22 protein-coding genes are annotated in these 26,864 nt (G+C 43.9%); 11 read left to right on the top strand and 11 right to left on the bottom strand.

Annotated elements, in window-relative coordinates:
* Nucleotides 1–5 precede the first annotated feature (5 nt).
* Both M9194_RS09515 and M9194_RS09510 read left to right on the top strand, forming a co-directional pair.
* Nucleotides 6–1,700, top strand: a complete 1,695-nt coding sequence (locus tag M9194_RS09515; RefSeq protein ID WP_250612400.1) for an ATP-binding SpoIIE family protein phosphatase — start codon at nt 6–8, stop codon at nt 1,698–1,700.
* 162 nt (nt 1,701–1,862) lie between these two features.
* Nucleotides 1,863–3,554 (top strand): flagellar assembly protein A, encoded by a 1,692-nt coding sequence (locus tag M9194_RS09510; RefSeq protein WP_250612399.1) that lies wholly within the window; start codon nt 1,863–1,865, stop codon nt 3,552–3,554.
* Here the strand turns inward: M9194_RS09510 and M9194_RS09505 are convergent.
* On the bottom strand, nt 3,551–4,591 hold the full coding sequence (locus M9194_RS09505) for a sensor domain-containing diguanylate cyclase (RefSeq protein ID WP_250612398.1): 1,041 nt from the start codon (nt 4,589–4,591) through the stop codon (nt 3,551–3,553). The two genes, M9194_RS09510 and M9194_RS09505, sit on opposite strands and share 4 nt — an antisense overlap.
* A 242-nt stretch (nt 4,592–4,833) precedes the next feature.
* Nucleotides 4,834–5,295, bottom strand: a complete 462-nt coding sequence (locus tag M9194_RS09500; protein ID WP_250612397.1) for an MEKHLA domain-containing protein — start codon at nt 5,293–5,295, stop codon at nt 4,834–4,836.
* A gap of 615 nt (nt 5,296–5,910) precedes the next feature.
* On the opposite strand from M9194_RS09500, the gene M9194_RS09495 reads away from it, so the two are divergent.
* Complete coding sequence (locus M9194_RS09495; protein WP_250612396.1) at nt 5,911–7,788, top strand: PhoX family protein; 1,878 nt, start codon at nt 5,911–5,913, stop codon at nt 7,786–7,788.
* An 8-nt stretch (nt 7,789–7,796) separates the two neighbouring features.
* Here the strand turns inward: M9194_RS09495 and M9194_RS09490 are convergent, their stop codons facing one another.
* Nucleotides 7,797–8,624, bottom strand: coding sequence for an HDOD domain-containing protein (locus tag M9194_RS09490; RefSeq protein WP_250612395.1), 828 nt, complete (start codon nt 8,622–8,624; stop codon nt 7,797–7,799).
* A 212-nt stretch (nt 8,625–8,836) separates the two neighbouring features.
* Between M9194_RS09490 and thiD the strand changes: the two genes are divergently transcribed.
* The gene (thiD, locus tag M9194_RS09485; RefSeq protein WP_250612394.1) at nt 8,837–9,664 is read left to right on the top strand and encodes a bifunctional hydroxymethylpyrimidine kinase/phosphomethylpyrimidine kinase; all 828 of its coding nucleotides are present in this window, start codon (nt 8,837–8,839) and stop codon (nt 9,662–9,664) included.
* A 131-nt stretch (nt 9,665–9,795) separates the two neighbouring features.
* Nucleotides 9,796–10,551, top strand: coding sequence for a phosphatase PAP2 family protein (locus M9194_RS09480; protein WP_250612393.1), 756 nt, complete (start codon nt 9,796–9,798; stop codon nt 10,549–10,551).
* Between the two features lie 115 nt (nt 10,552–10,666).
* Here the strand turns inward: M9194_RS09480 and hmpA are convergent, their stop codons facing one another.
* Nucleotides 10,667–11,851, bottom strand: a complete 1,185-nt coding sequence (gene hmpA / locus M9194_RS09475; RefSeq protein ID WP_250612392.1) for an NO-inducible flavohemoprotein — start codon at nt 11,849–11,851, stop codon at nt 10,667–10,669.
* Nucleotides 11,852–11,964: 113 nt separating this feature from the next.
* Between hmpA and nsrR the strand changes: the two genes are divergently transcribed.
* Complete coding sequence (gene nsrR, locus M9194_RS09470; RefSeq protein ID WP_250612391.1) at nt 11,965–12,390, top strand: nitric oxide-sensing transcriptional repressor NsrR; 426 nt, start codon at nt 11,965–11,967, stop codon at nt 12,388–12,390.
* Between the two features lie 63 nt (nt 12,391–12,453).
* Here nsrR and M9194_RS09465 read toward each other — a convergent pair whose 3' ends face one another.
* Entirely contained in the window at nt 12,454–14,169 is a 1,716-nt protein-coding gene (locus M9194_RS09465; RefSeq protein ID WP_250612390.1) for a thiamine pyrophosphate-dependent enzyme, read from the bottom strand.
* A gap of 267 nt (nt 14,170–14,436) precedes the next feature.
* Here M9194_RS09465 and M9194_RS09460 point away from each other — a divergent pair, with 267 nt between their 5' ends.
* Complete coding sequence (locus M9194_RS09460; protein WP_250612389.1) at nt 14,437–15,198, top strand: thioredoxin domain-containing protein; 762 nt, start codon at nt 14,437–14,439, stop codon at nt 15,196–15,198.
* An 87-nt stretch (nt 15,199–15,285) separates the two neighbouring features.
* On the opposite strand, the gene M9194_RS09455 is transcribed toward M9194_RS09460, so the two are convergent.
* From M9194_RS09455 to fabG, 3 genes are all read right to left on the bottom strand, one after another.
* Nucleotides 15,286–16,212, bottom strand: coding sequence for an alpha/beta hydrolase (locus tag M9194_RS09455; RefSeq protein WP_250612388.1), 927 nt, complete (start codon nt 16,210–16,212; stop codon nt 15,286–15,288).
* A 56-nt stretch (nt 16,213–16,268) separates the two neighbouring features.
* A complete protein-coding gene (locus tag M9194_RS09450) occupies nt 16,269–17,867 on the bottom strand; it encodes an acyl CoA:acetate/3-ketoacid CoA transferase (protein WP_250612387.1) in 1,599 nt (532 codons plus the stop codon).
* Nucleotides 17,868–18,146: 279 nt separating this feature from the next.
* The gene (fabG, locus tag M9194_RS09445) at nt 18,147–18,881 is read right to left on the bottom strand and encodes a 3-oxoacyl-ACP reductase FabG (protein WP_250612386.1); all 735 of its coding nucleotides are present in this window, start codon (nt 18,879–18,881) and stop codon (nt 18,147–18,149) included.
* Between the two features lie 307 nt (nt 18,882–19,188).
* Between fabG and M9194_RS09440 the strand changes: the two genes are divergently transcribed.
* The gene (locus M9194_RS09440) at nt 19,189–20,097 is read left to right on the top strand and encodes a LysR family transcriptional regulator (protein WP_250612385.1); all 909 of its coding nucleotides are present in this window, start codon (nt 19,189–19,191) and stop codon (nt 20,095–20,097) included.
* A 230-nt stretch (nt 20,098–20,327) separates the two neighbouring features.
* Here the strand turns inward: M9194_RS09440 and M9194_RS09435 are convergent, their stop codons facing one another.
* Both M9194_RS09435 and M9194_RS09430 read right to left on the bottom strand, forming a co-directional pair.
* Nucleotides 20,328–21,290 carry a transposase gene (locus M9194_RS09435; RefSeq protein ID WP_250612511.1) on the bottom strand — a complete coding sequence of 321 codons (963 nt, stop codon included), beginning with the start codon at nt 21,288–21,290 and terminating at the stop codon, nt 20,328–20,330.
* A 183-nt stretch (nt 21,291–21,473) separates the two neighbouring features.
* Nucleotides 21,474–21,794 carry a hypothetical protein gene (locus tag M9194_RS09430; RefSeq protein WP_250612384.1) on the bottom strand — a complete coding sequence of 107 codons (321 nt, stop codon included), beginning with the start codon at nt 21,792–21,794 and terminating at the stop codon, nt 21,474–21,476.
* 246 nt (nt 21,795–22,040) lie between these two features.
* Here M9194_RS09430 and M9194_RS09425 point away from each other — a divergent pair, with 246 nt between their 5' ends.
* Nucleotides 22,041–23,036: a substrate-binding domain-containing protein gene (locus M9194_RS09425; protein ID WP_250612383.1), complete on the top strand. Its 996-nt coding sequence runs from the start codon at nt 22,041–22,043 to the stop codon at nt 23,034–23,036.
* A 31-nt stretch (nt 23,037–23,067) separates the two neighbouring features.
* Here M9194_RS09425 and gntU read toward each other — a convergent pair whose 3' ends face one another.
* Complete coding sequence (gene gntU / locus M9194_RS09420; protein WP_250612382.1) at nt 23,068–24,411, bottom strand: gluconate transporter; 1,344 nt, start codon at nt 24,409–24,411, stop codon at nt 23,068–23,070.
* A 211-nt stretch (nt 24,412–24,622) separates the two neighbouring features.
* Between gntU and M9194_RS09415 the strand changes: the two genes are divergently transcribed.
* Entirely contained in the window at nt 24,623–25,147 is a 525-nt protein-coding gene (locus M9194_RS09415; RefSeq protein ID WP_250612381.1) for a gluconokinase, read from the top strand.
* A 205-nt stretch (nt 25,148–25,352) separates the two neighbouring features.
* Nucleotides 25,353–26,816: an FMN-binding glutamate synthase family protein gene (locus M9194_RS09410; RefSeq protein WP_250612380.1), complete on the top strand. Its 1,464-nt coding sequence runs from the start codon at nt 25,353–25,355 to the stop codon at nt 26,814–26,816.
* Nucleotides 26,817–26,864 lie beyond the last annotated feature (48 nt).

Below are 26,864 nucleotides of genomic sequence, written 5' to 3'. Positions count from 1 at the left end.
CGAGTATGCGAGTAATGATCGTAGATGATCATGAAACGAATAGGGAACTATGTCGTTACATGCTGGTGAATATTGCAGATACCATCGATACCTTTGAAGATGGGGAGCATGTTGTCGCAGCGATGAAGGAAATGTCTGTTTTGCCAGATGTTATCTTGCTTGATGTCATGATGCCAATCAAAGATGGTTTTCAAACTGCCGCAGAAATTCGCAATACTTTTCCTAACCACCATATTCCAATCATATTCCTAACCGTATTGGACGATCACGATTCGTTCGAGCGCTCACTTGCATTAGGTGATGATTTTATTTTAAAGCCCGTAGAAAGAAGTGTGTTAGTGGCCAAAGTCCAAGCGCATCACCGCATTGTAAAGATGCATAAAGAAGTGATTCACCAACGTGATGAACTACAACACTTCCACGAACACGTAAAATATGACTATGCCATAGCAGAATCTATCTTTACCAATCTAATGGACGAAATGAGTTCACAGGTTAATCATATCTACGGTTTAAATTACATCTCGACCCCCTCAACCATTTTTAACGGCGACTTAATTGTCGTGGCAAATCGGCCACATGGTGGTGTGTATGTCATGATCGCCGACGCAACCGGCCACGGATTACCAGCCGCTATCTCAGCTATCCCAGCGTCTCGCGCTTTCTTTTCCATGGCCGCAAAAGGGATGTCGCTAGGAGAGATAGTTACAGAAATCAACAACTCATTAGTTAAATTCTTGCCTTTGGGTATGATGCTAGCTGCCAGCGTGTTTGAAGTCAGGGCCAACGGGTTTGAAGTGTCTTGGTGGGGAGGAGGTCTCCCAGATGCCTATATACTTGGAGCAGACGGTCAGATCGTACGTAAACTAGAGTCTAATCATATGCCTCTTGGCGTGCTAAAGGAGCACGAGTTTGAGACCAATCTCGTTCATTTAAAGCTTGAGCCAAACCAGCAAATAATTAGTTATACCGACGGAATTACCGAAGCTGCGAATATAGAAGGTGAGCAGTTTGGCACAGAAAGATTAGAGCAGGTACTACAAGAGAACAAAAATATTATCTCTAACTTATATGACAAAGTGCAAAAGTTTACTGCCAAAGGGACAGAAGATGACTTGTCTATATTGGCAATGAATTTCCCCATTTCAAATGGCCACGATGCCAGCAAACCATTAGAGCCAGCTCTGAGGAGAGCCCTACCGATTCAATCAACGTTAAGTTTTCCAAACCAAGTGTTAAAAGATTCTGTTGTAATGAATGAGGTACGCCAATTTTTGATGGGCATTATTCCCGGAGGCGCCGATCTTGACCTGATTTGTTCCGTGTTATCAGAGTTGTTTGCCAACGCGATTGAGCATGGTTTACTGCGTTTAGATTCCAAAATCAAAGATGATCCCGATGGTTTTTTCAACTTTTATCTGATTCGAGAGCAAAAACTCAGTGAATTAGAAGAAGACGCTTTGCTTGAGTTCCGGATAGATTTCGTTCCAAACCAAAACCTGCTGACAATGGAATTGGAACACAATGGAGAAGGGTTTGATTACGAAAAATATCACAGTGCGGACAGTCAAGCGACGTATGGCCGTGGCATTATTCTTGCTAAAGAACTATGTGAAAGTTTACAGTATTCGAAGGAAGGAAAATGTGTAACGGTAGTATATAACTTTGACGGTGAACACCATTTTCCTAGCTCGATGTAGTAAAGCACTCAAATTACAAACACTTTTCGTGCAACTCTAATTTCGCGAATTATAATTTACAGTGTAAAAAAGAATTGTACGAATGAGTCTCGTCTATCGATGGATTGCAGGCGAAAAGAGAATGTATTGAGTCATCAATGAAGCATAAGTGATGGGATTAGAATGTGGAATAAGTTCGTTTCATTGTCAGAAGATAGTACATATGTGACGGCAACGCTCTCTCAAGATATTACTGTTGACAACAATTTTGGCACGCGGGGTCTAGAAGAAGCCCTTGCAGACATATCTGCGGGTAAATTCTATGTTATGGAAGAGGAAGTGACCCGATTCATCAACTGTGCTAAGGAAATGAAAGGTGAAGCTTACTCAGGCATTCGTATTGCAGAATTGAGAGACGCCTCGGTTGAAGTCGTATTGGGTGACCATGAAATGCTTGCCAGCATGGTGGTAACTGGAGCGTATGACGGAAAACCCCTTAACGGACCAGATATCATCAAAGCATTGGCGGATGCTCATGTCACCAAGGGCATTAATAAATTAGCTCTAAAAAAAGTGCTTGTCACCAGCATCAAGCTGAAACCTGGAGAAACCTTTACTCAGCCTGTTGCTCAAGGAAAGCGGCCAATCCAAGGCAAAGACGCCAGATTTGTTCCTATGGTGGAAGACGTCAGTAAGCGGGTGCTAGCGCCGAAAAAGAAAGATGACGCCGGCAATGTCGATATGAAAAATTTGGGGGAAACCATCACTGTTGAGGCTAATGATCCCCTAATGAAAAGGATTCCCGCGACAAAAGGGACACCGGGCCTGACGGTTCAAGGAAAAGTCATCTACCCCAAGCCTGGTAACGATCAAGCGTTGATGGAAGGGAAGGGCTCTGCTGTTTCGAGCAAAGATCCAAATATTCTTGTCGCCACTGAATCAGGCATGCCAATCATCAAACCCAAAACTGTTGATGTGGAAAGTGCGCTATGTTTGCCTACCGTCGGCGTTGCAACGGGTCATGTGAAGTTTAAAGGTAATGTCGTTGTTAATGGAGATATTGAACCAGACATGGTGGTTCGAGCTACAGGTTCGATTACTGTCGGCGGTTTTATCGAGTCAGCTGACGTACAAGCAAAAGGAGATGTCATTGTCGCGAAGGGCATTATCGGCCACACCGTTCCTGAAGGTGAAGACAAAAGCTGTGTCGTCAAATCTGGTGGGAGCGTGAAAGCCAATTACGCTCAATATGCTAAAGTTCAAGCCGCACAAAACGTTGAATTATCGGTGCATTGTATGGGTAATGATCTCAGTTGTGGCGCGAATTTAACGGTTGTCGATGCCAGCGGGCGTCAAGGGACCTTAAGCGGCGGCGTTGCGCATGTAGGCGGGAAAGTGTCTTGTGTGAATTTAGGTGTTGAGGGAGACACGCCAACACTGGTAGAGGCCTTTGCCAAATACAGAAAACTTAAAGAGCAACTGAGTAAGCTAAGGGATACCTACAAACAAGCTCAAGAGGGAACCATGGAGGTGGTGAGAAAAGAGCTAGACTTTAAAAAATTGCCTAAGGAAGAGCGCACGGAAGAAGCTGAGCAAGAGTTAGAGCAAGTGAAAGAAAAAGCCAACGAAGAGCTCGAAAAAGCCAAAACTGCAGTAGAGCTATTGGAGGCTGATTTTGATGAGCAGTTGGAAAACAGCACCATTGAAGTGAAAAATAAGGTTTATACGCACGTCACGGTTCAATATGCCGAAGAAAAACTCACCACGAAAAGAATACATGGCCCTAGTATTTTTTCATTCAATAAATATCAAATCGAGTGCACTGCGAAACTCAGTAGTGAATCGATAGACAACGACTCCAATAATACTCCTTAGCCGCACTGTCGACAGAAAGGATTGACCAAAGCAACCTGATCAATAACCGTCTCTATCCCATTAGCGATAGAGACGGTATTTTTTCCTGACTCTTTTGCCTGATACATGGCTTCATCTGCTACTTTTAACACTCGGTGAAGTAACGCTAATGAATCGTCCTTGTCAGTTTGAAACTGGGAAATTTGCTGATAGCTCACTGAGCTGACGCCAATACTCACTGTGAGTGCACATGACTCACCAAATTGACCTTCGATGGCGTTGCGAATTTTCTCAGCGCCGGCTAGGGTTTGCTCTAAGGTCGCGTTAGGTATGAGCACGGCAAACTCATCGCCTCCAAGTCGCACTGCAGCACTTTCAAATGTTTGAGCGCTTTTTATACAGTTAGATAAAATAATCAGAAACTCATCACCGATTAGATGGCCAAATTGGTCGTTTACCGCTTTAAAATTATCAACGTCAATTAAAGCAATACCAAGTGAAGAATGATTGTCCATACATGTAGCGACGTATTCTTCAAATTTTTTGACTAAACCATTTCGGTTTAACAGGCTTGTCATCGGATCCTCGATACTGAGCTTTTCTAAGCGCATATTGGCTTCTTTAAGTTGCTGCTCAACCTGTTTGATATGAGTAACATCAGTGTGGGCGCCAAGCATTCTTATCACTTGTCCAGATTCATCTCTGATCCCCACCCCGCGGCAACGGACCCAGACTGTTGAGCCATTTTTATGTCGATATCGCACGACCTGATCATACGGGTGCTCAGGGTTTTGACAGTGCTTTTGGTAATTCTCAGTGGCGATGGTTAAGTCATCTGGATGGATAACTTTTTGCCATTCTGAGACCAAATGTTTCCTTTCATTAGGGTCGTAGCCGAGCAACTTCCAAAACTCAGGACTCATCCATTCATTGTTGCCATCCACCGTATCCCAATACCAAATTCCATCTAATGAAGACTGATACAAAAATTCAAAAATATCCAGATTATTAGATACTTGGTTGTATAGCTCTGCCTTTAAGTAATGAGAATCTTCCATGATTCAGCCTCTGACTTATAATTATTTGTGAATACAATGAGATAGCCTAATTGATTACCGCACGACATTTCAATAATCCATTTGTCTATACCCAACTCACCTCTCGATGTGAGCAGAGTATATAACCTTCATTTTGAACCAAATCAATATGTTGTGGCTTATTTACAAAATAGCAGATATTTAATTTGTTTCATATTTAAATCTGAGTACTGCTTGTTGCTTCTCGAATTATGTCGCTTTCGTTACAAAAACTGCCAATGTCTTAGAATCGCCGCTTGACCATAGTAGCGTTTTTGATCGTCAATGAGATTAAAAACCAACGCATTTTCAACACGAAAGCGTTTACCACTTGATGATATTCTCACGCCGCAATAGTCGTCTATATAGCCCTTATTTGCTACCCTTGCCAATAAACGGTCTCGCTCCTCTTGCTGTATAGGCTCGGCGGAATACCGTGATGGGGTTTGGGTAAAAGTGGCAAAATCCATTTCAAACAAATGCTGCGCTGTTTTGTTGGCAAAATTGAAGATGGGATCAGGCTGAGTGCCATGTGAAAGGATGGCAAAAGGGGCTTCCCACATATCCTCAATGATAGTCTTTTGTGTAGAAGGGCAAAGGTGATCATTGGTTATCGCAAAGTAATTTTGTGCAATGATATTTCCATGGCGGATATAAAAAGGGTCATCTAGTTGAATATTATCCATCGTTGTTCCTTTTGCTTTTCATTGGCTATGATGCGGTGGTTTTGCATCGAGTGCTGTTGAGCCCACCATTGTGGCTTATTTGAAAAGTGTTTTGAACTCGTGTTGTTCGAAGGCTTGGATATAAAGCGTACGAAATGAAGTATAGATACGATAATTTTTTCAGGCAGTTAAACACTAAAAAGCTGGCTTTTAGCCAGCTGTCTGTTCAAAAAATAAAAGCTTATGAAGATTTACTACTTGGGTTTTTTACAGAGTCTTTCCAGTATTGGATTCGAATACGATGTAACTGAGCTCTTCTCATTTTTTTCATACTAATCCCTCTCTCATTAATATTAGCTTCTTCAATGAGCTATAGGTGATCCATACCATTTAGCTTTATTAAATGTAACCTCGAAAATAGACATGCACTAGGAGGTAGATCACATATATTCAATGCAATTCCATCCTAACTAAAATCTAAGCCGCAAAAAAGTAGTGCAATGTAATTTATGATGTTTTTTGGTACACATTCTAACTTTTCATCTTTGAAATGATATTGACGTATTTTTTTAACAAAAAGATCATTTTTACCTAGTAGGCTTCTCAGGTTTCGGATTTTCAGCAAGGATTGCCAATATGAATACTACACAAGATCACAGCTCCCAATTTACTGAAGAACTCGAGTGTCGACTGTCACGGCGGCGCTTTCTTATCGGATCGGCTGCGGTTAGCACAGGAGCATTTTTAACCTTAAACCCAGTGGCAAAAGCGGTTGCAGATAGCTTCTCCAGCTCGATGTTGAAATTTGTTGCGATACCTACTTCAACCTCGGATACGGTTATTGTACCAAATGGGTATAAAGCGACCCCCCTTATTTCATGGGGCGATCCTATCTTTGCCAGTGCGCCTAACTTCGACCCTTCAGGTAAAAGTCCTGCCGCGGATCAGCTAACCCAGTTCGGTGACAACAACGATGGCATGAGCCTTTTCTCTATTGATGAACACAGGGCGGTGATGGCAATCAATAACGAATACACCAATTATGAGTACTTGTTTGAGCATCAAGGGAGTCTGTTAAGTCAAGACGATGTGTTAAAGGCTCAATCAGCGGTAGGAGTCAGCGTCATTGAGATTAACAAAGAGCACCAAGTGTGGTCAGTAGATAAAAAAGGGCAAAGAAACCGCCGTATCACCGCCAATACCGCTATGGTGTTCTCAGGTCCAGCGGCAGGACATCGCTATCTTTCCACTAAGGCTGATCCGCAAGGAGTGCATCCGGTCGGGACGTTTGCAAATTGCGCAAATGGTCAAACGCCTTGGGAGACTTACCTAACCTGTGAAGAAAACTTTGACAGCTATTTTGGTACTGACGCAAAAACAGACCTGACCGAAGACGAGCGTCGCTATGGATTTGAAGCAAAACCGAGTAAAACCCAATGGGAGAGGCATGACGCCCGCTTTGATTTGGCTAAAAATAGACACGAAGCAAATCGTTTCGGTTGGGTAGTTGAAATTGACCCTCATGACCCATCGTCAATACCAGTTAAAAAGACGGCGCTTGGGCGATTTAAACATGAAAATGCGGCGCTTGTGGTTAATAAAAATAACCAAGTTATTGTGTATATGGGGGATGATGAACGCGGCGAGCACCTTTATAAGTTTGTTTCTAAGCATCAATTCCAGCCGGGAAACGATGAACATAATCGCAAGCTTCTTGATGAAGGCACCTTGTATGTGGCCAAGTTTGAATTTGGTGAAAACGAGTTACGTGGCAAAGGGAAGTGGATTGAGCTCACCTTCGGCAAAAATGGGTTGACCAAACAAAATGGGTTTGCAGACCAAGGAGAGATACAAATCTTTGCCAGGCGAGCGGCAACACAAGTTGGCGCGACCACAATGGACCGTCCTGAGTGGGTTGCGGTTCACCCGGACAATCAACATGTGTTTTGTACACTGACGAACAATAAACATCGCGGATTGAAAGAAGGGCAGCCTGTTGGCGGGCCAAACCCTAGAGCGGAGAATCATTACGGACAAATTTTACGCTGGCTGCCGAAACATGGTGATCATAGCCAAGAGGGTTTTAGCTGGGATCTGTATCTGATTGCAGGAAATCCAACGGTACATCATGGCGATCTTTATGCGGGCAGCGCGAATATCAATAGTGACAATATGTTTAACAGCCCGGATGGGATTGGCTTCGATAAAGCTGGGCGTTTGTGGATCCAAACCGATGGTAACTATTCCAATAGTGGTGATTTCAAAGATCAGGGCAACAATCAAATGTTGTGTGGCGATCCTATGACGGGTGAGCTAAAAAGATTTCTTACCGGCCCCATAGCGTGTGAGATCACTGGGATCGCATTTTCCCCGGACCAAACCACGATGTTTATTGGTGTTCAGCATCCGGGAGAGCAAGGTGCGCCATCGCATTTTCCGGGCGGAGGAAACAGTAAACCCCGCTCGACAGTGATGATGATTACCCGAGAAGATGGTGGCGTTATCGGTACTTAACTCGCCAATTAGCTAGCCAGTAGTTGGTTAGCCATTTCTTGGCCATTGCCTCGATTTTTGTCGATGGTATGCATAAATTCGGTGGGGATGCTAAGAAGCCGAGAATCCGGGTGCTCTTTGAGGTAGGCCTCTTTCTCAGCTTCTGTCGCCAATGTTTCCCAGGTTTCATGAATGGCCCGAGAAAAGTGCAAAATGACCGCATGTTTGGGAGATATCTCGGATTCTCTCGGTTGATGAAAATGGGCAATCGCATCGACCATCTCTTCCGGGAAGCTCCAGCTTTTTGCTAGCTTTGCTCCAAGTGTTGGTGCTGAAACATCCAGCACTTCTTCTTGGGCATCAAACACGTTCTTGCCGTTTTGCACTTTTTCGACAACTTTTAATGCTTCATTAGGAGCGAGGGTGTGAATCATCAACTCGCCAATGTTATGCAGAACGCCAATGGTAAAAATATCATTGCCGTCAAGCCCAGTTTCCTCGGCGAGCTTACTGGCGATCACTGAAATCTCAAACGTATTCGACCAATACTCGTTCATATCCAAAGTCGGAATATTGTTAAATACGCCGGATAGGACAGAAGCCACCACGAGTGTTCGCACTGGGCCCGTTCCCACTCTCAACAAGGCCTCATTGGTCGAGCCAATTTTTTTACTTGCGCCAAAATGGGCAGAATTCGCTAGGCGAAGAAGGCGGGCACTGAGCACTTGATCCATCGAGATTTTATCCGACAAAGGCCCAAACTCGACATCTTCTTGATTGACCATATCAAGCAGCTCTTGGAGAATTTTTTGTATACGAGGAAGCTCGTTAATGCGAGTAATTAAGGGTGCGTTCATAGGATATGCCTCCATGAGAATAAACCAGGTGTTTAACCGCTACAGCTGTACCCACACATGTTCATATTAACTTCACTTAACTAAGGTACATTCTCAACCTGAAGAAAGCCGGATTTGTTTACTATAGAATAAGAATTCTTATTCATACAAAGCTTTGTTAGTATCGATTATTCGAAATGAAGACTTGAATCTAAAAGTGTGTTGAAACCATCATGCATCCATTACAAAGCAACCCCACCACACCCATTGTTTTATCCATCGCAGGTTCCGATAGTGGAGGAGGGGCAGGCATTCAAGCTGATCTAAAAACAATATCAGCAACCGGTAGCTACGCATGCTCAGTCATTACCGCGATTACGGCTCAAAACACATTAGGGGTATCCGCGGTGTACCCTGTGCCTAGGGAACAAGTGTCCTCTCAGCTTGAGGCTGTTTTTTCCGACATTCATATTGATGTCGTTAAAATTGGTATGCTGGCTGAAGCGTCCATTATCGAGGCTGTGAGTGAAAAAATTGCTCACTATAAGCCTAAGTATGTGGTACTTGATCCTGTTCTTGTCTCCAGTAGTGGTAAGTACTTACTTAACCCTAAAGCTATATCCTGTTTGAAAGATAGATTGATACCTCTTGTGGATTTGTTAACACCTAATTTGCCTGAGAGCGTGTGTCTGACGGGAGGAGGTAGCCCCAATTTTAATCCAGATATAACCCAGTTAGGTGAAGACCTGCTAGCACTGGGCGCAACATCTGTGTTACTGAAAGGTGGGCACATGGAAGAGCGCGACCGTAGCTGCGATTGGCTATTTCACCATGGTAAAATTGAGCAATATTGTTCGAAGAGAGTCATGACAAAAAACAGTCACGGAACAGGGTGTACGCTATCATCAGCCATTTCGTCTTATCTGGCTCAAGGTTATCCCCTTACAGAGGCAGTACGTCGCGCTAAAGCGTACCTTTTCAAGGCGTTGAAAACATCTGATGCGCTCAAGATTGGTCATGGTACCGGACCACTGAATCATTTTCATACGTTAACAGTATGATTGGGTAGCAGGATGATTTTTAAAGTTAAAAACTATCGGGTTCTTTCTACAAATTGACAGCAATTTGAAACATTAGCTGAACTTATTGTTTATTATCAACGCCTGTTTTTAGCGGGCATGTGAAAAGTATTGTGAACAGATTACTCCATCAAAAGCATTGTGGGTTTGTCATGTTATTGGCAATGTTTGTGTCGATCATAGTCGTAGCAGTATTGACGGCTGGCATTAACTTAAAAGGACCTGTTAGCACGTTTAGTGGTGTGTTTTTTACTTTACTCACGGATTCCGCTGGCAAAGGGTTTATTGTTTCCCTTGCCATCTTGTGTTTTTTAGCGACGCGATTGGGGATTTCTAGAGAGAAACTGCTCGCGCGAGGTGTTCAACTCTTCATTATTTTGTTGATTGGCTTTGCTGGTAAAGTGGGGCTTAAAAGCCTGACTGAAAGCCCTAGGCCATACACAACGCTCTTATCTAACCAGCTCGTCATTCCCCAACCGGCCCACTTCTACAACCTAGATAAAGCACAAAAAATTCAAGTCATTGAGTCTGTTGCTGATAAAGTAAGCTCATGGCGAATCGATAGCTGGCTAAAAGGCATGAATTATTCATTCCCGTCAGGCCACACGATTTTTGCCGCGATATGCGTCGCTTTATTTGGTGGCTTGTTTTTAGAGTACAACCGCTACCTGATGGCTGGTGGCGTGCTGTTGTGGTCAATGGGCGTGGAATATAGCCGGATTTGGATGGGAATGCACAGACCCGCTGATTTGTTTGGTTCAGTGCTATTTATTGCGCTGGTTTACTTGCTTATTCCAACCTTTAGTAACCTAGCGTTAAAATTATCTGCCAAGCTGCCTAATCGCTTTCAATTAGCTTTTAAAAAGTAAGTACTCATATCGCTCTGGAGCAAACATCTCGAAGCATTGTAGGGTACAAAACTGAAGATTAGGCACCAACTCAAAACTTGCGTGTTGTGAGTCGGTACCTGAATATCAGAAAGTGCTATACGACTTTGTGTGGGCCAAAGCATTCATAGTGGAATTGCTGCTCAGAAATGCCAAGCTCTATTAATTGTTTTGCAATGTGCTGCATAAAACCAACCGGGCCGCAGAAATAAATTTGTGCACCTTCTTGTTTTAACACGGCTTCTATTTCACGCAAGTTGACCCAGCCTGTGAATTGATAATCTTCACCGAATATATCTTCAGCGTTTGGTGAGTTGTACCACACGAGCGAGTTCATGTTGGGTTTGCTATCAACAAGTTTGCTGATGTGTTGCTTAAACGCATGTTGCTGGCCATTTTCCGTGGCATGTACCCATGTGACAGGTGCACTATGATCTTCAAGTGTTTCCAGCATTGATAGGGTTGGGGTGAGTCCTACACCAGCAGAGATCAGTATGACTGGTGTCGCTGTATCCACATCCATAAAGAAATCGCCCGCTGGAGCGGCGAGCTTTACTTTGTCACCGATTTGTAACTGGTTATGTAAGTAGTTGGACACCTTACCGTCATTCTCTCTCTTGACTGAGATTCGATAGCCGTTGCTATTCGGTGCGCAAGACAGACTATATTGTCGGATTTCTTGGTTTTCGAAGTGATCAGAATTGATGTAGATACCAATGTATTGACCAGGTTTGTATGTACTGACAGGCTGCTCGTCAGTCGGCTTAAAGACGAAGCTACAGATGTGGCTGGACTCGGGTATCTTTTCTACCAATTCGAATTCACGCAGACCTCGCCACCCGCCAGCAAGTTGCTCATTGTCTTGATAAATTTGCTCTTCGCGCTGAATAAACACGTTTGCTAATACTTGATATGCTTCAGCCCACGCATCTAATACTTCCTGTCCTGGAGAGAATAGCTCATCAATCGTGGCTAGTAGGTGCTGACCTACTACGTCGTATTGTTTCTCGCCAATAAGAAAACTAGAGTGCTTGTGAGCTATTTTTTCAACCGCGCCTAATAGAGCAGGCAAGTTGTCAATGTTGGTCGCATAGGCACATATAGCATTAAATAGTGCCTCGCGCTGATCGCCATTTCTTTGATTGCTCATGTTAAAAATGTCTTTCAACTCAGGGTTGTGACGAAACAGTCGATCATAAAAGTGAGCGGTTAACTTTGGTCCGGTTTCGGCCAATAGAGGGGCAGTAGATTTAACAATTTCAATGGTTTGTTGACTAAGCATGGTCAGTATCCTATTTGGTTTTAAAGTTGCATTGATAATGCATGTTTAAAGTTGTATCTCAAATATATCTTTTAAGCAAGAAAAGATTTACACTTTTGCTTAGAGGTAGATGTATGCAACTAACAAACTTTACTGACTATGCACTCAGGACGCTGATATTTTTAGCCTCTTTACCAAAAGATGAGTTGACCAATATCACTGAAGTCACGAATTTATTTGGCGTATCTCGGAATCATATGGTGAAAGTGATTAATCGGCTGGGTCAGCTCGGCTATGTCCATACGGTGCGCGGAAAAAATGGCGGCATTCGTTTACAACAACCACCGAGTACAATTACCGTTGGGGCGATAATCAGAGATCTTGAACCATTAGATTTGGTGGATTGCTCTGTTGAGCATTGCCATATCACCCCAGCTTGTCGGTTAAAAGAAAAACTGGCGAAAGCCAAGGCGGCCTTTTTAGCAGAGCTAGACGGTTGCACCATCGACTCTTTGCTGACGGACAACTCTGAGCTATTGATATTGTTAACACGCTCCTAACTGCTAAAGAGCAGGGCCTGCCTACTTCTAGCAGACCCTACATCTAATGAATGGAGCTTGGGGCTATTTGCTGGGTTTGAATAACTCCTGAATTTTACGCTCGATGACCACTTCTTTGATTTTCCCTGTGGTAAATTTCCACGCCGTTTCAAGGTCTATTTGTGGAGGAAGAATCAATTCATCTGGATTGACATAGACTTCGACAACGGCGGGCTTATCCGCCGATAGGGCCTGTTTCAGGGCTTCGCTTAGCTCTTCTGGCTTTTTCACTTCGATGCCCAAACAGCCACATGCATTGGCGACTTGGGTAAAGTTTGGGTTAACCAGGTCGGTGGCAAAGCGCGGGTAGCCGGATGCTTCCATTTCCAGTTCAACGAAACCAAATTTATCGTTGCGAAAGACAATTGAAACAACATTTAAGTTGTACCTAGCTGCCGTTACGAGATCGGCGAGCAGCATGCCGAACGCGCCATCGCCACAAAGCGCAATCACCTGTTTGTTGGGGTATCTCGCTTTGGCACCAAGCGCAGCGGCTAAGCCTACACCAAGTGAGCCATGATTAAATGATCCAATAAGTTTTTGTTTGGAGTGAATTTGCAGATATCTTGCTACCCACACAGTGACTTCACCTACTTCGCCAACAAAGATAGCGTCTTCTTCGGCTTGTTTGCTGACTTCTAACACAACAGATTGTGGATGAATTATTTTACCTTTCTCTAACGCATATTTTTTGTGCGTCTTCTGTAGCCACTTGTCGCGACTGTTTTGCAGCTTGTTGAGATGAGTGGTATCGCTTTTCTCACTGAGCTGTGGCAATAGCATTGTTAGTGTGGTTTTGACATCTGCCACGACCCCATGCTTAATGCGAACTCGGTGGCCGAGTTTTTTTGCGTTCAAATCCACTTGGATAATATTGCCATGTTTTGGCAGGAACGCGCTATAGGGGAAATCGGTGCCCAACATGATCAATAGATCGCACTCATCAATCACCGCCATCCCGTGTGGCGTACCGACATGTCCAAGGCCACCTATGGAATAGGGATCATGATACTCTAGCACCTCTGTACCTTTCAGTGAGTGGGCCACTGGCGCGTTAAGCAACTTCGCAAGGTTGTGGACCTCTTCTCTTGCTCCAATGGCTCCGCGGCCCACTAGAATGGAAGGCGACTTGCTACTTTCGATAAGCGTTTTCATAGACGCTAGCTCAGCGCTAGACGGAATGATGCAGGCATTGTCTTTGTGGAAAACTTGGATAGGCGGGTTGTTCTTTTCTATTTTGGTGATGGCTAAATCAGTGGGGATGGCAATATGTGCCACACCGCGCTCAGAGACGGCAGCTTCGATAGCTTGCTGAATGAGTCTAGGGATTTGTTTCTCGCTTTGTACCACTGCACTGAATACACACGCGTCATCGAACGCTTTGACTTGGTCAACTTCTTGAAAATAATCGGATTGGGCTTCTGCTCTGGGCACTTGACCGGTAATCGCTAACACTGGAGAGCGATCTCTTGTCGCATTATAAAGGCCGTTAATTAGGTGGATAGCACCTGGTCCTATGGTGCCCACACACACCGCTAGCTCTTGCGAAAGCTCAGCCTGCGCCGCCACCGCGAACCCGGCAGTTTCTTCGTGCCTTACGGTATACCACTGTATGTTGCCATTTCTTCTTATCGCATCTGTGAACGCATTCATAGCGTCTCCAGTGATACCAAAAATCTGTTTAACTCCGTACTCTGAAAGCTGGTAAACGAATTCTTCTGCTACCGTATGTGTCGGCATGATTACTCCCCTTTGAACCTGTCGTTTGTTGGCTAATATACTCATACACTGGGCATGAATAAGATGTTATATCACTTTGATGAGGATTCTCGAGAATTTAGAACTATGATTACTGATTTGCAGTTTGAGTTCGATGATTAGAGTGTGGAAACTATACAGATATCGTATAAAAATCTGCTTGACCTTTACCCTAGGTCAATCTTTACATTGTTGGCCACTCATTCAATGGCAATGAGATGGATAACAATTGACGTAATGGAACGTATTATGAAATCAATCAGTAAAAGCTTTTTCAAGCTAGCTACGGTGGCAGTGTTCTTTGGCATGAGCTTTAGCAGTCTAGCCTCCACTCAAAATGATAGTGCAGCGAGTTCACGCCCATCATTTTTAGCCCCACTCCCACAAGTGCCACAAGCGGTTAAGCAGGCGATAATAGACAATAGCGATCAACTCGCTTTTGACCCACAGTCTCCTACTATTGGTCGAGCCGATGCGCCAGTTACCGTGGTCGAGTTTTTTGATTATCAATGTATGTACTGCCATAAGGCGTTTCCATTGTATGAAGAGTACGTAAAAACCCACCCCAATATTCGTTTTGTATTTAAAGAATTTCCTTTCTTTGGCCCAGTATCGCGTTATGCCGCCTTGGTATCGCTAGATGCCTATAAAACGGGTGGTCAAAAGTTATTCGCTAAATATCACAATGCGCAGTTCACTGCCAAGAACTCGGAAGGAAAAGGTTATACTGATATGCTTCGAACCGATAAGCTAACGATTGAGAAAGTGAACGACATTGCTAAAAGTGTCGGTATAGAAGTGAAGTCTAAATCTGACTTAGAAAAATACGCGGGTGAGATAAAGCGCAACTTTAAATTAGCCAGCAAAATATCTGTTCGGGGAACCCCAACCTTTATCGTCTTGCCAACGCCTCTATCTGGTAAGCAAATCAAGACAGATCAGATCAGTCTAATTCCTGGTGCAGTGCCTATGGCCTATATTAATCAAGCAGTCGCTAAAGCAAAACAGTAAGCTTGCTTAGAACCAAGGGTAAGGAAAGTGTTCGTTGCCCTTGGTTCATTGCCTGTTGCAACAAGTGCTGCACATGTCACCGGAAACTTAGGGTTGGTATAAGAATTCGGCCATGGATGAGTAGAGCGTATGACATTCCTCCTGCACCAAATCTTCAAGGTTAAGAAACGCATGAATCATATCCGGATAATGGATGTTGGTTGCTTCTACGCCCACCTGTTGTAGTTTAGATACATAGCGTTTTCCTTCGTCTCTAAGTGGGCAAAACTCAGCCGTCACCAGTAATGTCCTCGGTAACGCATCGGTGAAATTGGAATACAGTGGCGACGCAATCACTCGGTCTTCAGCATGCTGAAAATAATGATCAAAATACCAAGCCATGCCTTTCGCTTCTAACAGATATCCCACGCCGTTTTCTTGAACCGACTTTTGTTTCATCGTGTAATCAAGACTTGGGTAAATCAATATTTGATTGTCGATAGAGACGTTTGAGTCAAATTGTGCGCGATGACATATGGATGCGCATAATGCTCCGCCCCCAGAGTCGCCTGCGATGGTAAGCGCTTTCACCGCGCCAATATGATTTTTATCCAGCAGTGCCCATATTTGCTCAACGACGCGATAGGCATCGTTTAAGCCAGCAGGGTAAGGGTGTTCCGGTGCTAGTCGGTAGTCCACCGAAATGACGATGTGCTCTGTAGTGTGAGCTATTTTTTTGCAGATAGGGTCATACACTTCAATGCTTCCAGCCATATGGCCACCACCGTGTAAATAAATGATAACGGGCAGAAGCTTCTCTGGTCTGGGGTGGTAAATCCTAACTGGGATATTGTCCACCAAATCGTCAATAACACTCTCTATGGCTGGTGAGTGAGTGACAAATGTTCTTGTCGTTTCAGCAAGCCCCTCGCGAGCGGAAGAAGGTGTTCTCGGGATATTTTGTTGCTCAAGAGAGCGAAGTATTTCATTAAAGCTCACGAGCCAGGCTTGCAACTTTGGGCTAACGCTACGCATAGTAGTTCCTTAACGATTAGATTATTGGGGGAAATTCCGAAAAACGTTGCTACGATTTAGCGATTATGCCGCATCGATATGTTCAATTTGTCGATACTTAACAGCTCTAAACTCATACTTTGGCTTGAAAATATTGTCTCATTCATCAGCTGTAGATTGCTTGATATTTTTGGAGTAAAGCCCATTTGGTTTAGGATATCTTGTTCAAGATCGACACCAGGCGCAATTTCAACCAGCTCCAGTCCGTCTTCAGTGAGTCTAAATACGGCTCTTTCGGTAATATACAGAACGGGCTTATTGTTTTGTATTGCAGTTTCTGCAGAGAAGGTAATCTGTTGAACGTTTGAGATGAATTTGCTGATGTGGCCATCTTGGATAATGTTCAGGCCGTCATCCGTAATTGTGATATTAGATTGCCCTGCTGTAAACGTGCCACAAAAATACACGGTCTTGGCGTTTTGGGTGATGTCTATAAAACCACCACAGCCGACAAGCTTTTTGCCAAATTTGGACACATTGATATGCCCATACTGATCCACCTCTGCAAGCCCTAAAAATGCTTGGTCTAAGCCACCACCTCCGTAAAAGTCAAACATTTGGTCTTGGGTAATGATGGCGTCTGGAAAAGCGGATGCTCCAAAAGATAATCCACCTGCTGGTGTACCGCCAATGGCTCCTGGCTCGACAGTGGCAATGATTTGATCACTGACATTTTCTTCATGTGCTATTTGTGCAATGAGCTCTGGTAGGCCAATTCCATAGTTGATAACCGCTTCTTTTTTCAACTCGAGTGCTGCGCGGCGAGCAATTACTTTTTTGATATTGAGTTCGCTAAAACTGTGCGTTTGGGAAAGGGCGTTGCTATGTGATTTTAAGTACGTGGGGTTGAAGGTTTCAGAAAAGGTTTGTGGGTGCTCGTGCTCTTGCGCAGTGACGATGACGTCGACAAAAACGCCAGGAATACGCACATTGTGCGGTTCTATGTCGCCAGCTTTAACCACGCGTTTCACTTGTGCTATTACCGTACCCCCACAATTATGAACAAGCTGCGCAATGGCAAGATTTTCAAGAAACAGGCACTCTTCTTCCATAGAGATATTACCGTATTCATCTGCGGTGGTTCCACGAATAAAAGCTACACTCGCATCAATGCGTGGGTAGAATAAATATTCTTTACCCGCGACTTCGGTCAATATCACGCGCTCTTCCAGCGTTTTTTTATTGACTTTACCGCCCTCGAAACGAGGGTCGACATAGGTGCCTAGCCCCACATGGGTTAAGGTGCCGGGCTTGCCTGCGGCTGAGTCTCGGTATAATTGGCATATTACGCCTTGGGGTAAGTTATGTCCGGTCACTTTTTCTTCATTGACCAGCATTTGCAGTTTTGGTACCAACCCCCAATGACCACCAATCACATGGCTGACTAAACCCTCGTGTGCTAAATGGTTGACTGCTTTTTCTTTTCCATCACCTTGTCCTGCTGCGAAAACAAGGTTGAGGTTCGTGGGAGCACCTGTATTGAGATAACGCTCTTCTAAAGCGCGTTCTAAGGCTTCGGGAACAACGGAGCCAACAAACCCACCTAGGGCCAATGTGTCTCCATCTTTTACCAATTCTATGGCCTCAGAAGCTGAGAGTTGTCGTTTCTTATTCATAGCAGATACTTCCTAGCGTTAAGCTGACGTTGATTTCGGGGCTTACCATATTTTCTATTTTTGTAGTAAACCGGACTTGCTGATGTTGGCGAGCAATGGTTTAAGACGAATCCTGCAGTTCACGATTGCTTGCTCAATTTTATTGACGATTATTAATTAAAATCTGTGTTGATACGATTAGACTTAATGCTGAGCCCTAAACGTTCCGTGCATGGAAGTTTGGGCTCATTGCTATGACTTATATGAATAGAAACTCAAAAAGTAATTGACGACCAAACGTTAGATGACCAGTCCTCCATCAATTTTTAGAGTTTGTCCGGTAATAAAGCTTGCTTGGTCACTGGCTAAAAAAGTCACGCCATTGGAAATGTCTTCGCTTTTTGCCATTCGATTGAGTGGGGTTTTGCTAACCATGTACTGGATGACTTTTTCCGGTAGGTCTTTGGTCATTGGTGTTTCAACAAAGCCTGGGGCTACACAGTTCGCTCTGACTTGAGCGCCTTTGCGTGCAAATTCCTTCGCCCAACCTTTTGTCATGGCAATGACACCACCTTTGGTTGCTGCATAATTGCTTTGGCCAATATTGCCATCCGTTCCCACAACTGAAGACATGGTGACAATGGAACCCGAGTTATTTTCAATCATGAGGGGGGCGATCGCTTGAGTCATATTAAAGACGCCCTTCAGGTTGACATCCAGAACGATATCCCAATCTTCTTCGGTCATGCGGTCCAACAAATTATCCCGAGTAATACCAGCGTTGTTGATGAGTACATCGATACGACCATGACGTTGTTTGATGTCTTCTACAAGAGATTGAATGCCCGTGCGGTCGCAAACGTTAAGTAGTACAGGTGATACGTTAGTGGTGTTTTCGTAGGCCTCTTTGATTGTGTCGATGTTCATATCACAGGCATAAACGTGTTCTGCATTTTCAGATGCGAAACGCTCGACTATTGTTCGACCTATACCTTGTCCACCGCCAGTAACAACACAAATTTTGCCTTTAAGCATGATGATTTCCTCCGTTTTATTTACGTCCCTATGAATCCGTTATATTAGGCTTCATAGATATAGCAACTAGAATTCGATGACTCAAATTTTGCAAACCGCCATCAACGTGGAAAGTGAAATTAAGCGACTATACAGTGCTTGACCAATTAAATGATTAAAAATCAATGCTATAACCAAATTATTATTAATCAGCATGCACAATTGAGCTTTGATCAGTATCATAATAACGCTATCTAAACATGTATTATTTTCCCATTTATAGGATTCTAATTTTTGAAATTGGGGAAGGGGTGAAAGGGGGTTATAAATGCTGGATAAAGCAGCTTTTTTTGTTGAAGTTGTGCGAACAGGCTCTATTTCTGAAGGTGCGAGAATCCACGGCATTTCGACTTCGGCGGGAAGCCGGTGGATTAAAGAGTTAGAAGAAGAGTTAGGAGTGAGTTTATTAATGCGCTCAACGAGGACGATTTCGCCTACTGATGTTGGCAAACTATTGTACCAGCAGTACGACCCAATTTATCGCAGTGCCAAGGACGTGTTTACTGGAATACAGAATTTGGAGCACGAGATGAGAGGGCTAATCAAAATAGCGGCTACGCCATTATTTGCACAAAAGTTTTTAAGTCAGATAGTGGGTGAATACTTGGCGATGCACCCGAAAGTATCGTTTAAAATTCTCGAAACAGCTCTGCCAGTTGATCACTTGCATGAAGTGGATTTTTCTATAAAAGCGCACGCCACCTACAAAGGACATCTAGACAAAGACAGTCTATTGGTGAAACGAGTATTGCTTCGCTACCCTCTGGTGGCTTGTTGCTCTCCGGATTATATTCAACAAAATGAAGAGCCTATGACGCCTGAGGAGCTGAAATACCATAACTGCTTATATACGTCGACATTAGTCGGTGGTAACCGTTGGCAATTTGAAAAACAAGGCGTGTTTACCACGGTAGAAATTGCGCAAACGATTGAAATTGAAAACAGTATGTTTGTGAAAAATGTTGCTCTGCAAGGAGGAGGGGTCGCCTATTTGCCAAAACAATTGGTTAAGGAAGAACTACAAAGTGGCACGTTAGTTTCCATTTTAAATGATTACGTGAAAAGTGAGTTTGAGCTGAGTTTGTACTACCAAAAACGCACCCAAATGCCAGCACGGTGTACTGATTTTAAAGACTATTTAATCTCTAGGACTAAAGAGCTGAAAGATGAGATGTAGGTTAGATGGACACACTCTTTGGCTATGAAGATTAGATGGACACACACTTCCAAATTGGGTTAGAAGGACACACACTATAACTTAGAGTATTAAAGACTTAGTGGCTTACACCGATACTCGGTTCTGATGATTAATGGTATGTTTTTGAGTAGGTGAATTTTTATCTATGAATATTCACCTTTTTGCGTGAGCTTAGAAAGAGATCATACAAAGGCTGGTGAGGTCGCTACCTAACTATCTAAAGACAAAGCGTGAACTCGTTTTCTGTGATTTAGCTGTTTGAAGTGGGTAAGGCTCAGTTTGCAGCCTAAAAATGTGGCTCGGTATTTCTCAATTTGAGTGGTAGCGATGGACCATTGGCTCGGGGAGAGTTTGAGTCTGGACAGTATGGGAGGAACCTTGCTCAGCATGACGTGTTTCCCTTTGCTGTACTGCCTGGCACTCCAATCCACCAGTTCGAGGTAATCGATGAGGCGAAACGGCAATCCTTTGACCATTTCATTGGTTGGGTTACCAATGAACACCGCAAGTCCTGGAGCGGTGGCTTGATTGTTCTTGAGCGCGCGAATTCTCACTTGAATTGATGTATGCTCTGAGGTTTCTGGTGTCTTGCTTACACCAGCTCGTACAGGGTTTAAATCCACGTAAGCCATTGCTGCAAGTAAGGCTTGTTCATCCAACAAGGCTTGGCTTTTAAAGCGGCTTTCCCAAAAATGCCCTTTGCAGTCATCTTCTTTGTTCGCTCGACACGCAATCTCATAGTTGAGCTCTTTCATAAACCAGCTCAGGTTACAGAGTCTAGCTCGCCATTGGTCAATTAGGGTGAAGATGGCATGAAGTTCTGCTCCATTCGTAGGTTCACCGTTCAGCCAACGTTGAACTATCAAAGGTAAGTGGTGATGTTGACCCCAACGTTTAGCCACTTCATACGGTGTGAGCTTGTCCGCACCTTGTTTATCGACATACAAGACAATATGGTAGTGATTACTCATGACGGCATAAGCACACACATCAATGCAGTAAACGGCAGACAATTGGTGTATTTTCTTCTCAACCCACGCTCGACGGTGTTCATAGCTTCTACCCGTTAAGGCATCTTCACCACATAGAAACGAGCGTCGAACACATCGTGATACACAATGATAGTAGGCGGTGGATTCAAGGCAAACTAGTCGAGAGCGGGCTGTTGTCATCATCTATTATCCGAGAGTACAAAGATGGAGTAATGATGATGGCAATAGGCTGAGGAAGGCATCGAAAAGGTGTCGGTATACCACCTAGATCTTGATAAATCATACTTATTCTACACTTGGGGAGTGTGTCCCTTTTAATCCCTTTAATCCCTCTTTGGACTGTGTGTCCTTCTTAATATAAATCTAACTATCACTACCAGAATCACTAGAGTTTGCCGCTTCCGCTACCTGGTAGTCTTTGATTAAGGTGGTTAAGAAAGTTTGGTTATATCGTGCTTTACAAGATTGGTAATCCAAATGCCTTCTATCAAACTCTGCGCCGATGGCTACCCTGGTTTGATCGGTGGGTCTTGAAAAGTAGAGGGTTTGGCAAAGTTGCATGTTAGACATGTTCTGCGGATAACTATTGACAGTCCCGTTGCCTACCCCGAGTTCATTTGCCTGATGTTCTGTGCATCCAGCAAGTAGTATGGCCGAAATTGCAATGAGGCAATAGCGTAGCATGGTGTCTCCAATCGTCGTGTCTTAAAGCCCGATACACTAGGGTATTTACTCGATGCGAGCATTCTAACGTCCTTTTTGATTTTGGGGGAGAGGATTTTTGTCCAAGAAATGCAAAGTAAACTTGAAGTGACTTGGATCTATCCTGAAGTGCTTAAAATACAAAGAAAATGTTGAAAATCTTAGGATTGTGTTTCGTATCAGATATAGGGATAATGCGGGATGTTACAGTAACACCTGGATTGGAATGTGAAAAACAAAAGAACATCACTACAAGATATTGCGGACATCGTGGGCGTTACCAAGATGACCGTCAGTCGATATTTGCGAAGCCCAGAGCAAGTTGCCCAACGTACACGTGCTAAAATTGAGCAAGCCATAGATAAAACAGGCTATATTCCTAACCGGGCTCCAGCCTTACTTTCCAATTCAAAAAGTCTTGCTATTGGTGTACTCGTACCGTCATTGACCAACCAAGTGTTTGCTGATGTGATTAAAGGTATTGAAGAAGTGACTGAAGCGGCGGGCTATCAAGTGATGCTTGCTCACTATGGCTATTGTGAGCAGATTGAAGAGCAAAGGATCACGTCATTGTTGTCCTATCAGGTCGATGGGCTCATCTTATCCGATTTTAAGCATACTGATCGGACGTTGTCGATGATACAAATGGCTGGTGTTCCAACGGTTGAAATGATGGACACCACTCAAAAAGCCATTCATCAGGCCGTCGGGTTTAACAATGTCTCTGCTGGATATTTGATGACTCAGCGTTTGATCGACAAGGGATATCGGCAGTGCTTGTATTTAGGAGCAAGGTTAGACGCAAGAACACATTTGAAAAAGCAAGGTTATGCGCAAGCGATGAGAGAAAATGGTCTGACGCCAAATTATCTGCTCACGGAAAAACCGTCATCTTTTTCACTCGGGCGTGCCATGTTATTGGACGCGTTAGACAAGCATCCAAACGTGGACAGCTTTTTCTGTACCAATGATGATTTAGCAACGGGATTGATCTTTGAATGCCATAAGCAGGGGATAAAGGTACCACAGCAGCTAGGTATTGCTGGCTTTCATGGCCTCGATGTGGGGCAATCTCTTGTTCCGAGGCTTGCCAGTGTTATGACGCCTCGCCAAGAGATTGGCCGTATTGCCGCTCAACAAATTTTGATGCAGATATCTGGAAAAAATACGCAATGCAACACGATTGAGCTACCCGTTAACATTGAAGATGGAGAAAGTATTTGAGACCAGCCAGACGCTAGTCTCAATCGCAGAGTTATAAGAACAACGATATTAGCAGAGCCACTATACCGCCCGTTGTACCGACAATGGTTTCCATGATAGTCCAGGTTTTCAGCGTTTGTATTTCACTCAGTCCTAGAAATTTGTTCGCCAGCCAAAAACCTGAATCATTAACGTGTGAAAACACAATAGCGCCACCACCAATAGCTATCGTCACGGCTGCTAACTGAGCACCATCTAAGCCAAGCGGTTGCAGCATTGGAATAATGAGCCCACAGGCAGTAAGCATAGCGACAGTCGCTGACCCTTGAATAATGCGGACTGCAGCGGCCAAAACAAAAGCTAAAACCACAACAGGCAAGCCTGAGCCGGCTAGAATGTTACCCAAAGCGGCTCCCACACCAGAGTCAATCAAAACTTGTTTAAATACACCGCCAGCCCCTGTCACTAGAATGATGACGCCAGCGGGCTGAAGCGCCGCACCACAAATCTGCATGATTTTGTCATTCGATACGCCTCTACGATAGCCCAGCTGATAAAACGCAGCTAAGCAGGCCACGATAATGGCGGTAAAGGGGTGACCAATAAACTGCAGCCAGTGCTGTAGGTTTGAGCCTTGCTCGACAAAGCGGCTACCTATGGTGTTAGAGCCAATTAAGACTAGTGGTAGAAAGATAAGAGAAAGCGCGAGCTTAAAAGTTGGAGTGCCTGTCCCTATACGTTGATTTTCGTCGACATTATGTTCTTCAGGCAACTCAACATGCACATGCTTGGCGATATAGCTTCCCCAAATGGGCCCACCCAATATCATTGCGGGGACAGACGCGATAAGGCCAAATAGAATCATGTAGCCAAAATCCGCATGTAACTGAGAGGCGACAAGTATTGGGCCCGGAGCTGGGATAAGGAAGGCCTGACAAGTAGCGATGCCTGCTAACAGTGCGATACCAATTTTGACTACACTGCCACCACCACGGCGAACCACAGCGAAGGCGATGCCAATGAGAAGCACGACAGCGACATCAAAAAATAAAGGTAGCGCGCAGATAAAGCCAGTAAAGGTTAACGCCCAATTCGCTTTATCCTCACCAAATTTATTGAGCAAAGTATGGGCAATTTGATCCAAGGCTCCGGTTTCTTCCATGACTTTGCCAAACATAGCGCCGAGTGCGACCACTACCGCGACAAACCCCAGCGTACCACCCATGCCTTTCTGGATGGTTGCGGCAATGGTTTGAGGGCTCATACCAGATAAGATCCCTGCGATCATTGAAACAAGAATAAGAGCAACCACCGCATGCAGCCGTACTTTCATCACTAAGTACAGCAGCAAGACAATCGATCCTGCTGAGGTGAGAATGAGGGTAAAATCAGACATATTTTGTCCTTTTCATTGTTGTTATGCTACTTTTGTTTACCGGTAACATGTTACCCGTAATATTAATGATGTAAATTATCAATAACGGCATATCTTCTGGGTAATATTGATTCTTTGAGATATTTCACACTTGTTAAAGTTACCCGTAACATTGCAGGCGCTAATTTTGCTATTTTGATAACGCTAAGTGAGTCGATATTCGAAGGTAATAATGAGTAAGAGTGGATTAGTTTTTATAATCATGGGCGTGGCTAGTACGGGAAAGTCCACGGTTGGTAGTGAACTTTCTAGGCGTATTGGTGCTAAATTTATTGATGGTGATGATCTTCATCCGCGAAGTAACGTGATAAAAATGTCCAATGGTCAGCCCCTTGATGATCACGATAGAGCACCGTGGCTAATACGTATTAGAGATGCAGCATTTAGCATTGAAAAGAAAAGTGAAGTGGCGGTTATTGTCTGCTCTGCGTTGAAGAAGTCTTATCGTGACGCAATCCGAGAAGGTAACGAGCACGTAGTGTTTTTGCACTTGCATGCAGACCAAGCCATCGTTGCACAAAGAATGCAAAACCGAGAAGGGCACTTTATGCCGCCTTCACTGCTCGATAGTCAGTATCAAACGCTCGAAATGCCCACCCATCAAGAGATCAATACTCACTACATTGATATTAATTGTAGTTTCGAACAAGTAGTGCAGCGTTGCATAATGGTGAGTGAAGAGTATTTAACGTGTTAATATTATTTGATTTTCTTGTGGTTTGGTTTGAAAAATAACGGGATTTAGGTCGATTTATACCGTCTGTCGTAGGAAGTTGACATAGCTATAGATAATTTAACTTTGGTATATCTCGTTGAAGGGAGTATCTTGGAGTGACTTAGGTATATACTCAACGAGTAATTGCTTAACATTATAAGATAGTCAACTTCAATAAGGCTCCTACATGTCGTATAGAAAAATCTTCATCTTTATGTCGATCATGCTCAGTGTCATGGCGATATTGAATCAACTCCTATTACAAGGCGATACGTTAGTTCTGATACTGATTCTCGCTTTCAGTGCTCTTGGTTGGTATGACGTTTTACAACAAAAGAATGCGGTGTTACGTGAGTATCCTATTTTTGGTCACTTAAGATACATACTGCTGGATATTGCCCCAATTCTGCACGATTACTTTGTCGAGAGTAATACTGGCGGCAGACCATTTAGTAAAAACACCATTAAACTTGTCTATGCCAGAGCAGAAAATAAGCCAGGCTACCACCCACTTGGTACCGAAAGAGATTTCTACAAAGAAGGGTTGGAGTGGATTGGTCATAGCATGTTTAGCAAAGGTGAATTTGAAGACCAGCCAAGAGTATTAGTGGGTGGCCCTGAGTGTACTCGCCCTTACTCTGCTTCGATTCTAAACATTTCTGCCATGAGTTTTGGAGCGCTAAGTAAAACCGCAATTCAATCTTTAAACAAAGGTGCGGCGTTAGGTGGCTTTTCACACAATACAGGTGAAGGTGGTTTAACACCTTACCACATGGAAGGCGGGGATGTTGTTCTACAAGTGGGCACGGCGAACTTTGGCTTTCGCTATCCTGACGGGCGACTCGATGAAGAGGCATTTCGTAAGAAAAGTAAACTCGACTCGATCAAAATGATTGAGATTAAACTGTCTCAAGGGGCTAAACCTGGTCATGGTGGGGTACTACCAGCGGCAAAAAATACGCCAGAGATTGCTAAGATTCGTATGGTTGAGCCCCATACTGATGTCTTGTCTCCTCCGTTTAACCCTTCATTCCCCACTGAAGAAAAATTGGTTGAGTTTATTGGTATCTTGCGCGATCTAAGTGGTGGTAAACCCATCGGCATCAAATTATGTATTGGTCAACCAAGTGAATTTGAATCTTTGTTAGATCGATTTATTGAAAAAGAGATTTATCCAGACTTTATCACCGTGGATGCGGCTGAAGGTGGAACCGGTGCTGCGCCGTTAGATTACTCTAACCATATTGGTATGCGTGGTGATGATGCACTTAAGTTCGTCAATGGTGCGTTAATCAAAAAAGGCATACGCGACCGCATTAAAATCATTTATGCAGGTAAAGTGGTGTCTGGCTTTAACATGTTTAAGGCGTTTTGCTACGGGGCCGATTTGTGTAACTCTGCTAGGGGCTTTATGCTTTCGTTGGGCTGTATTCAGTCGTTAAAATGCCATACTGACCGCTGCCCAACAGGTGTTGCAACGCAAAACCATGAGCTGGCGAAGGGCATCGTGCCGAACTTTAAATCTCATCAAGTGAGAAACTTTCACGATAACACCATAGCGGATTTTATCGATATCGCAGAAACTGCGGGCGTAACATCATTTGATCAGTTTAATCCTGAGTTGGTTCATGTTGTTGAGCCGACGACTTAACGTAGAAAGTTAGATTAGGAATATTACCATCGTCAACAAGAAGGCCAT

The organism is Vibrio sinus, assembly GCF_023634645.1.
Taxonomy (GTDB): Bacteria; Pseudomonadota; Gammaproteobacteria; order Enterobacterales; family Vibrionaceae; genus Vibrio; species Vibrio sinus.
The sequence above is the reverse complement of the archived record's forward strand: the minus strand, read 5'-3'. Positions and strand labels throughout refer to the sequence as shown.

Coding starts and splice junctions, on each gene's coding strand:
- M9194_RS09515 (WP_250612400.1), top strand. CDS start 6: ATGCGAGTAATGATCGTAGATGATCATGAAACGAATAGGGAACTATGT.
- M9194_RS09510 (WP_250612399.1), top strand. CDS start 1,863: ATGTGGAATAAGTTCGTTTCATTGTCAGAAGATAGTACATATGTGACG.
- M9194_RS09505 (WP_250612398.1), bottom strand. CDS start 4,591: ATGGAAGATTCTCATTACTTAAAGGCAGAGCTATACAACCAAGTATCT.
- M9194_RS09500 (WP_250612397.1), bottom strand. CDS start 5,295: ATGGATAATATTCAACTAGATGACCCTTTTTATATCCGCCATGGAAAT.
- M9194_RS09495 (WP_250612396.1), top strand. CDS start 5,911: ATGAATACTACACAAGATCACAGCTCCCAATTTACTGAAGAACTCGAG.
- M9194_RS09490 (WP_250612395.1), bottom strand. CDS start 8,624: ATGAACGCACCCTTAATTACTCGCATTAACGAGCTTCCTCGTATACAA.
- thiD (WP_250612394.1), top strand. CDS start 8,837: ATGCATCCATTACAAAGCAACCCCACCACACCCATTGTTTTATCCATC.
- hmpA (WP_250612392.1), bottom strand. CDS start 11,851: ATGCTTAGTCAACAAACCATTGAAATTGTTAAATCTACTGCCCCTCTA.
- nsrR (WP_250612391.1), top strand. CDS start 11,965: ATGCAACTAACAAACTTTACTGACTATGCACTCAGGACGCTGATATTT.
- M9194_RS09465 (WP_250612390.1), bottom strand. CDS start 14,169: ATGCCGACACATACGGTAGCAGAAGAATTCGTTTACCAGCTTTCAGAG.
- M9194_RS09460 (WP_250612389.1), top strand. CDS start 14,437: ATGAAATCAATCAGTAAAAGCTTTTTCAAGCTAGCTACGGTGGCAGTG.
- M9194_RS09455 (WP_250612388.1), bottom strand. CDS start 16,212: ATGCGTAGCGTTAGCCCAAAGTTGCAAGCCTGGCTCGTGAGCTTTAAT.
- M9194_RS09450 (WP_250612387.1), bottom strand. CDS start 17,867: ATGAATAAGAAACGACAACTCTCAGCTTCTGAGGCCATAGAATTGGTA.
- fabG (WP_250612386.1), bottom strand. CDS start 18,881: ATGCTTAAAGGCAAAATTTGTGTTGTTACTGGCGGTGGACAAGGTATA.
- M9194_RS09440 (WP_250612385.1), top strand. CDS start 19,189: ATGCTGGATAAAGCAGCTTTTTTTGTTGAAGTTGTGCGAACAGGCTCT.
- M9194_RS09435 (WP_250612511.1), bottom strand. CDS start 21,290: ATGACAACAGCCCGCTCTCGACTAGTTTGCCTTGAATCCACCGCCTAC.
- M9194_RS09430 (WP_250612384.1), bottom strand. CDS start 21,794: ATGCTACGCTATTGCCTCATTGCAATTTCGGCCATACTACTTGCTGGA.
- gntU (WP_250612382.1), bottom strand. CDS start 24,411: ATGTCTGATTTTACCCTCATTCTCACCTCAGCAGGATCGATTGTCTTG.
- M9194_RS09415 (WP_250612381.1), top strand. CDS start 24,623: ATGAGTAAGAGTGGATTAGTTTTTATAATCATGGGCGTGGCTAGTACG.
- M9194_RS09410 (WP_250612380.1), top strand. CDS start 25,353: ATGTCGTATAGAAAAATCTTCATCTTTATGTCGATCATGCTCAGTGTC.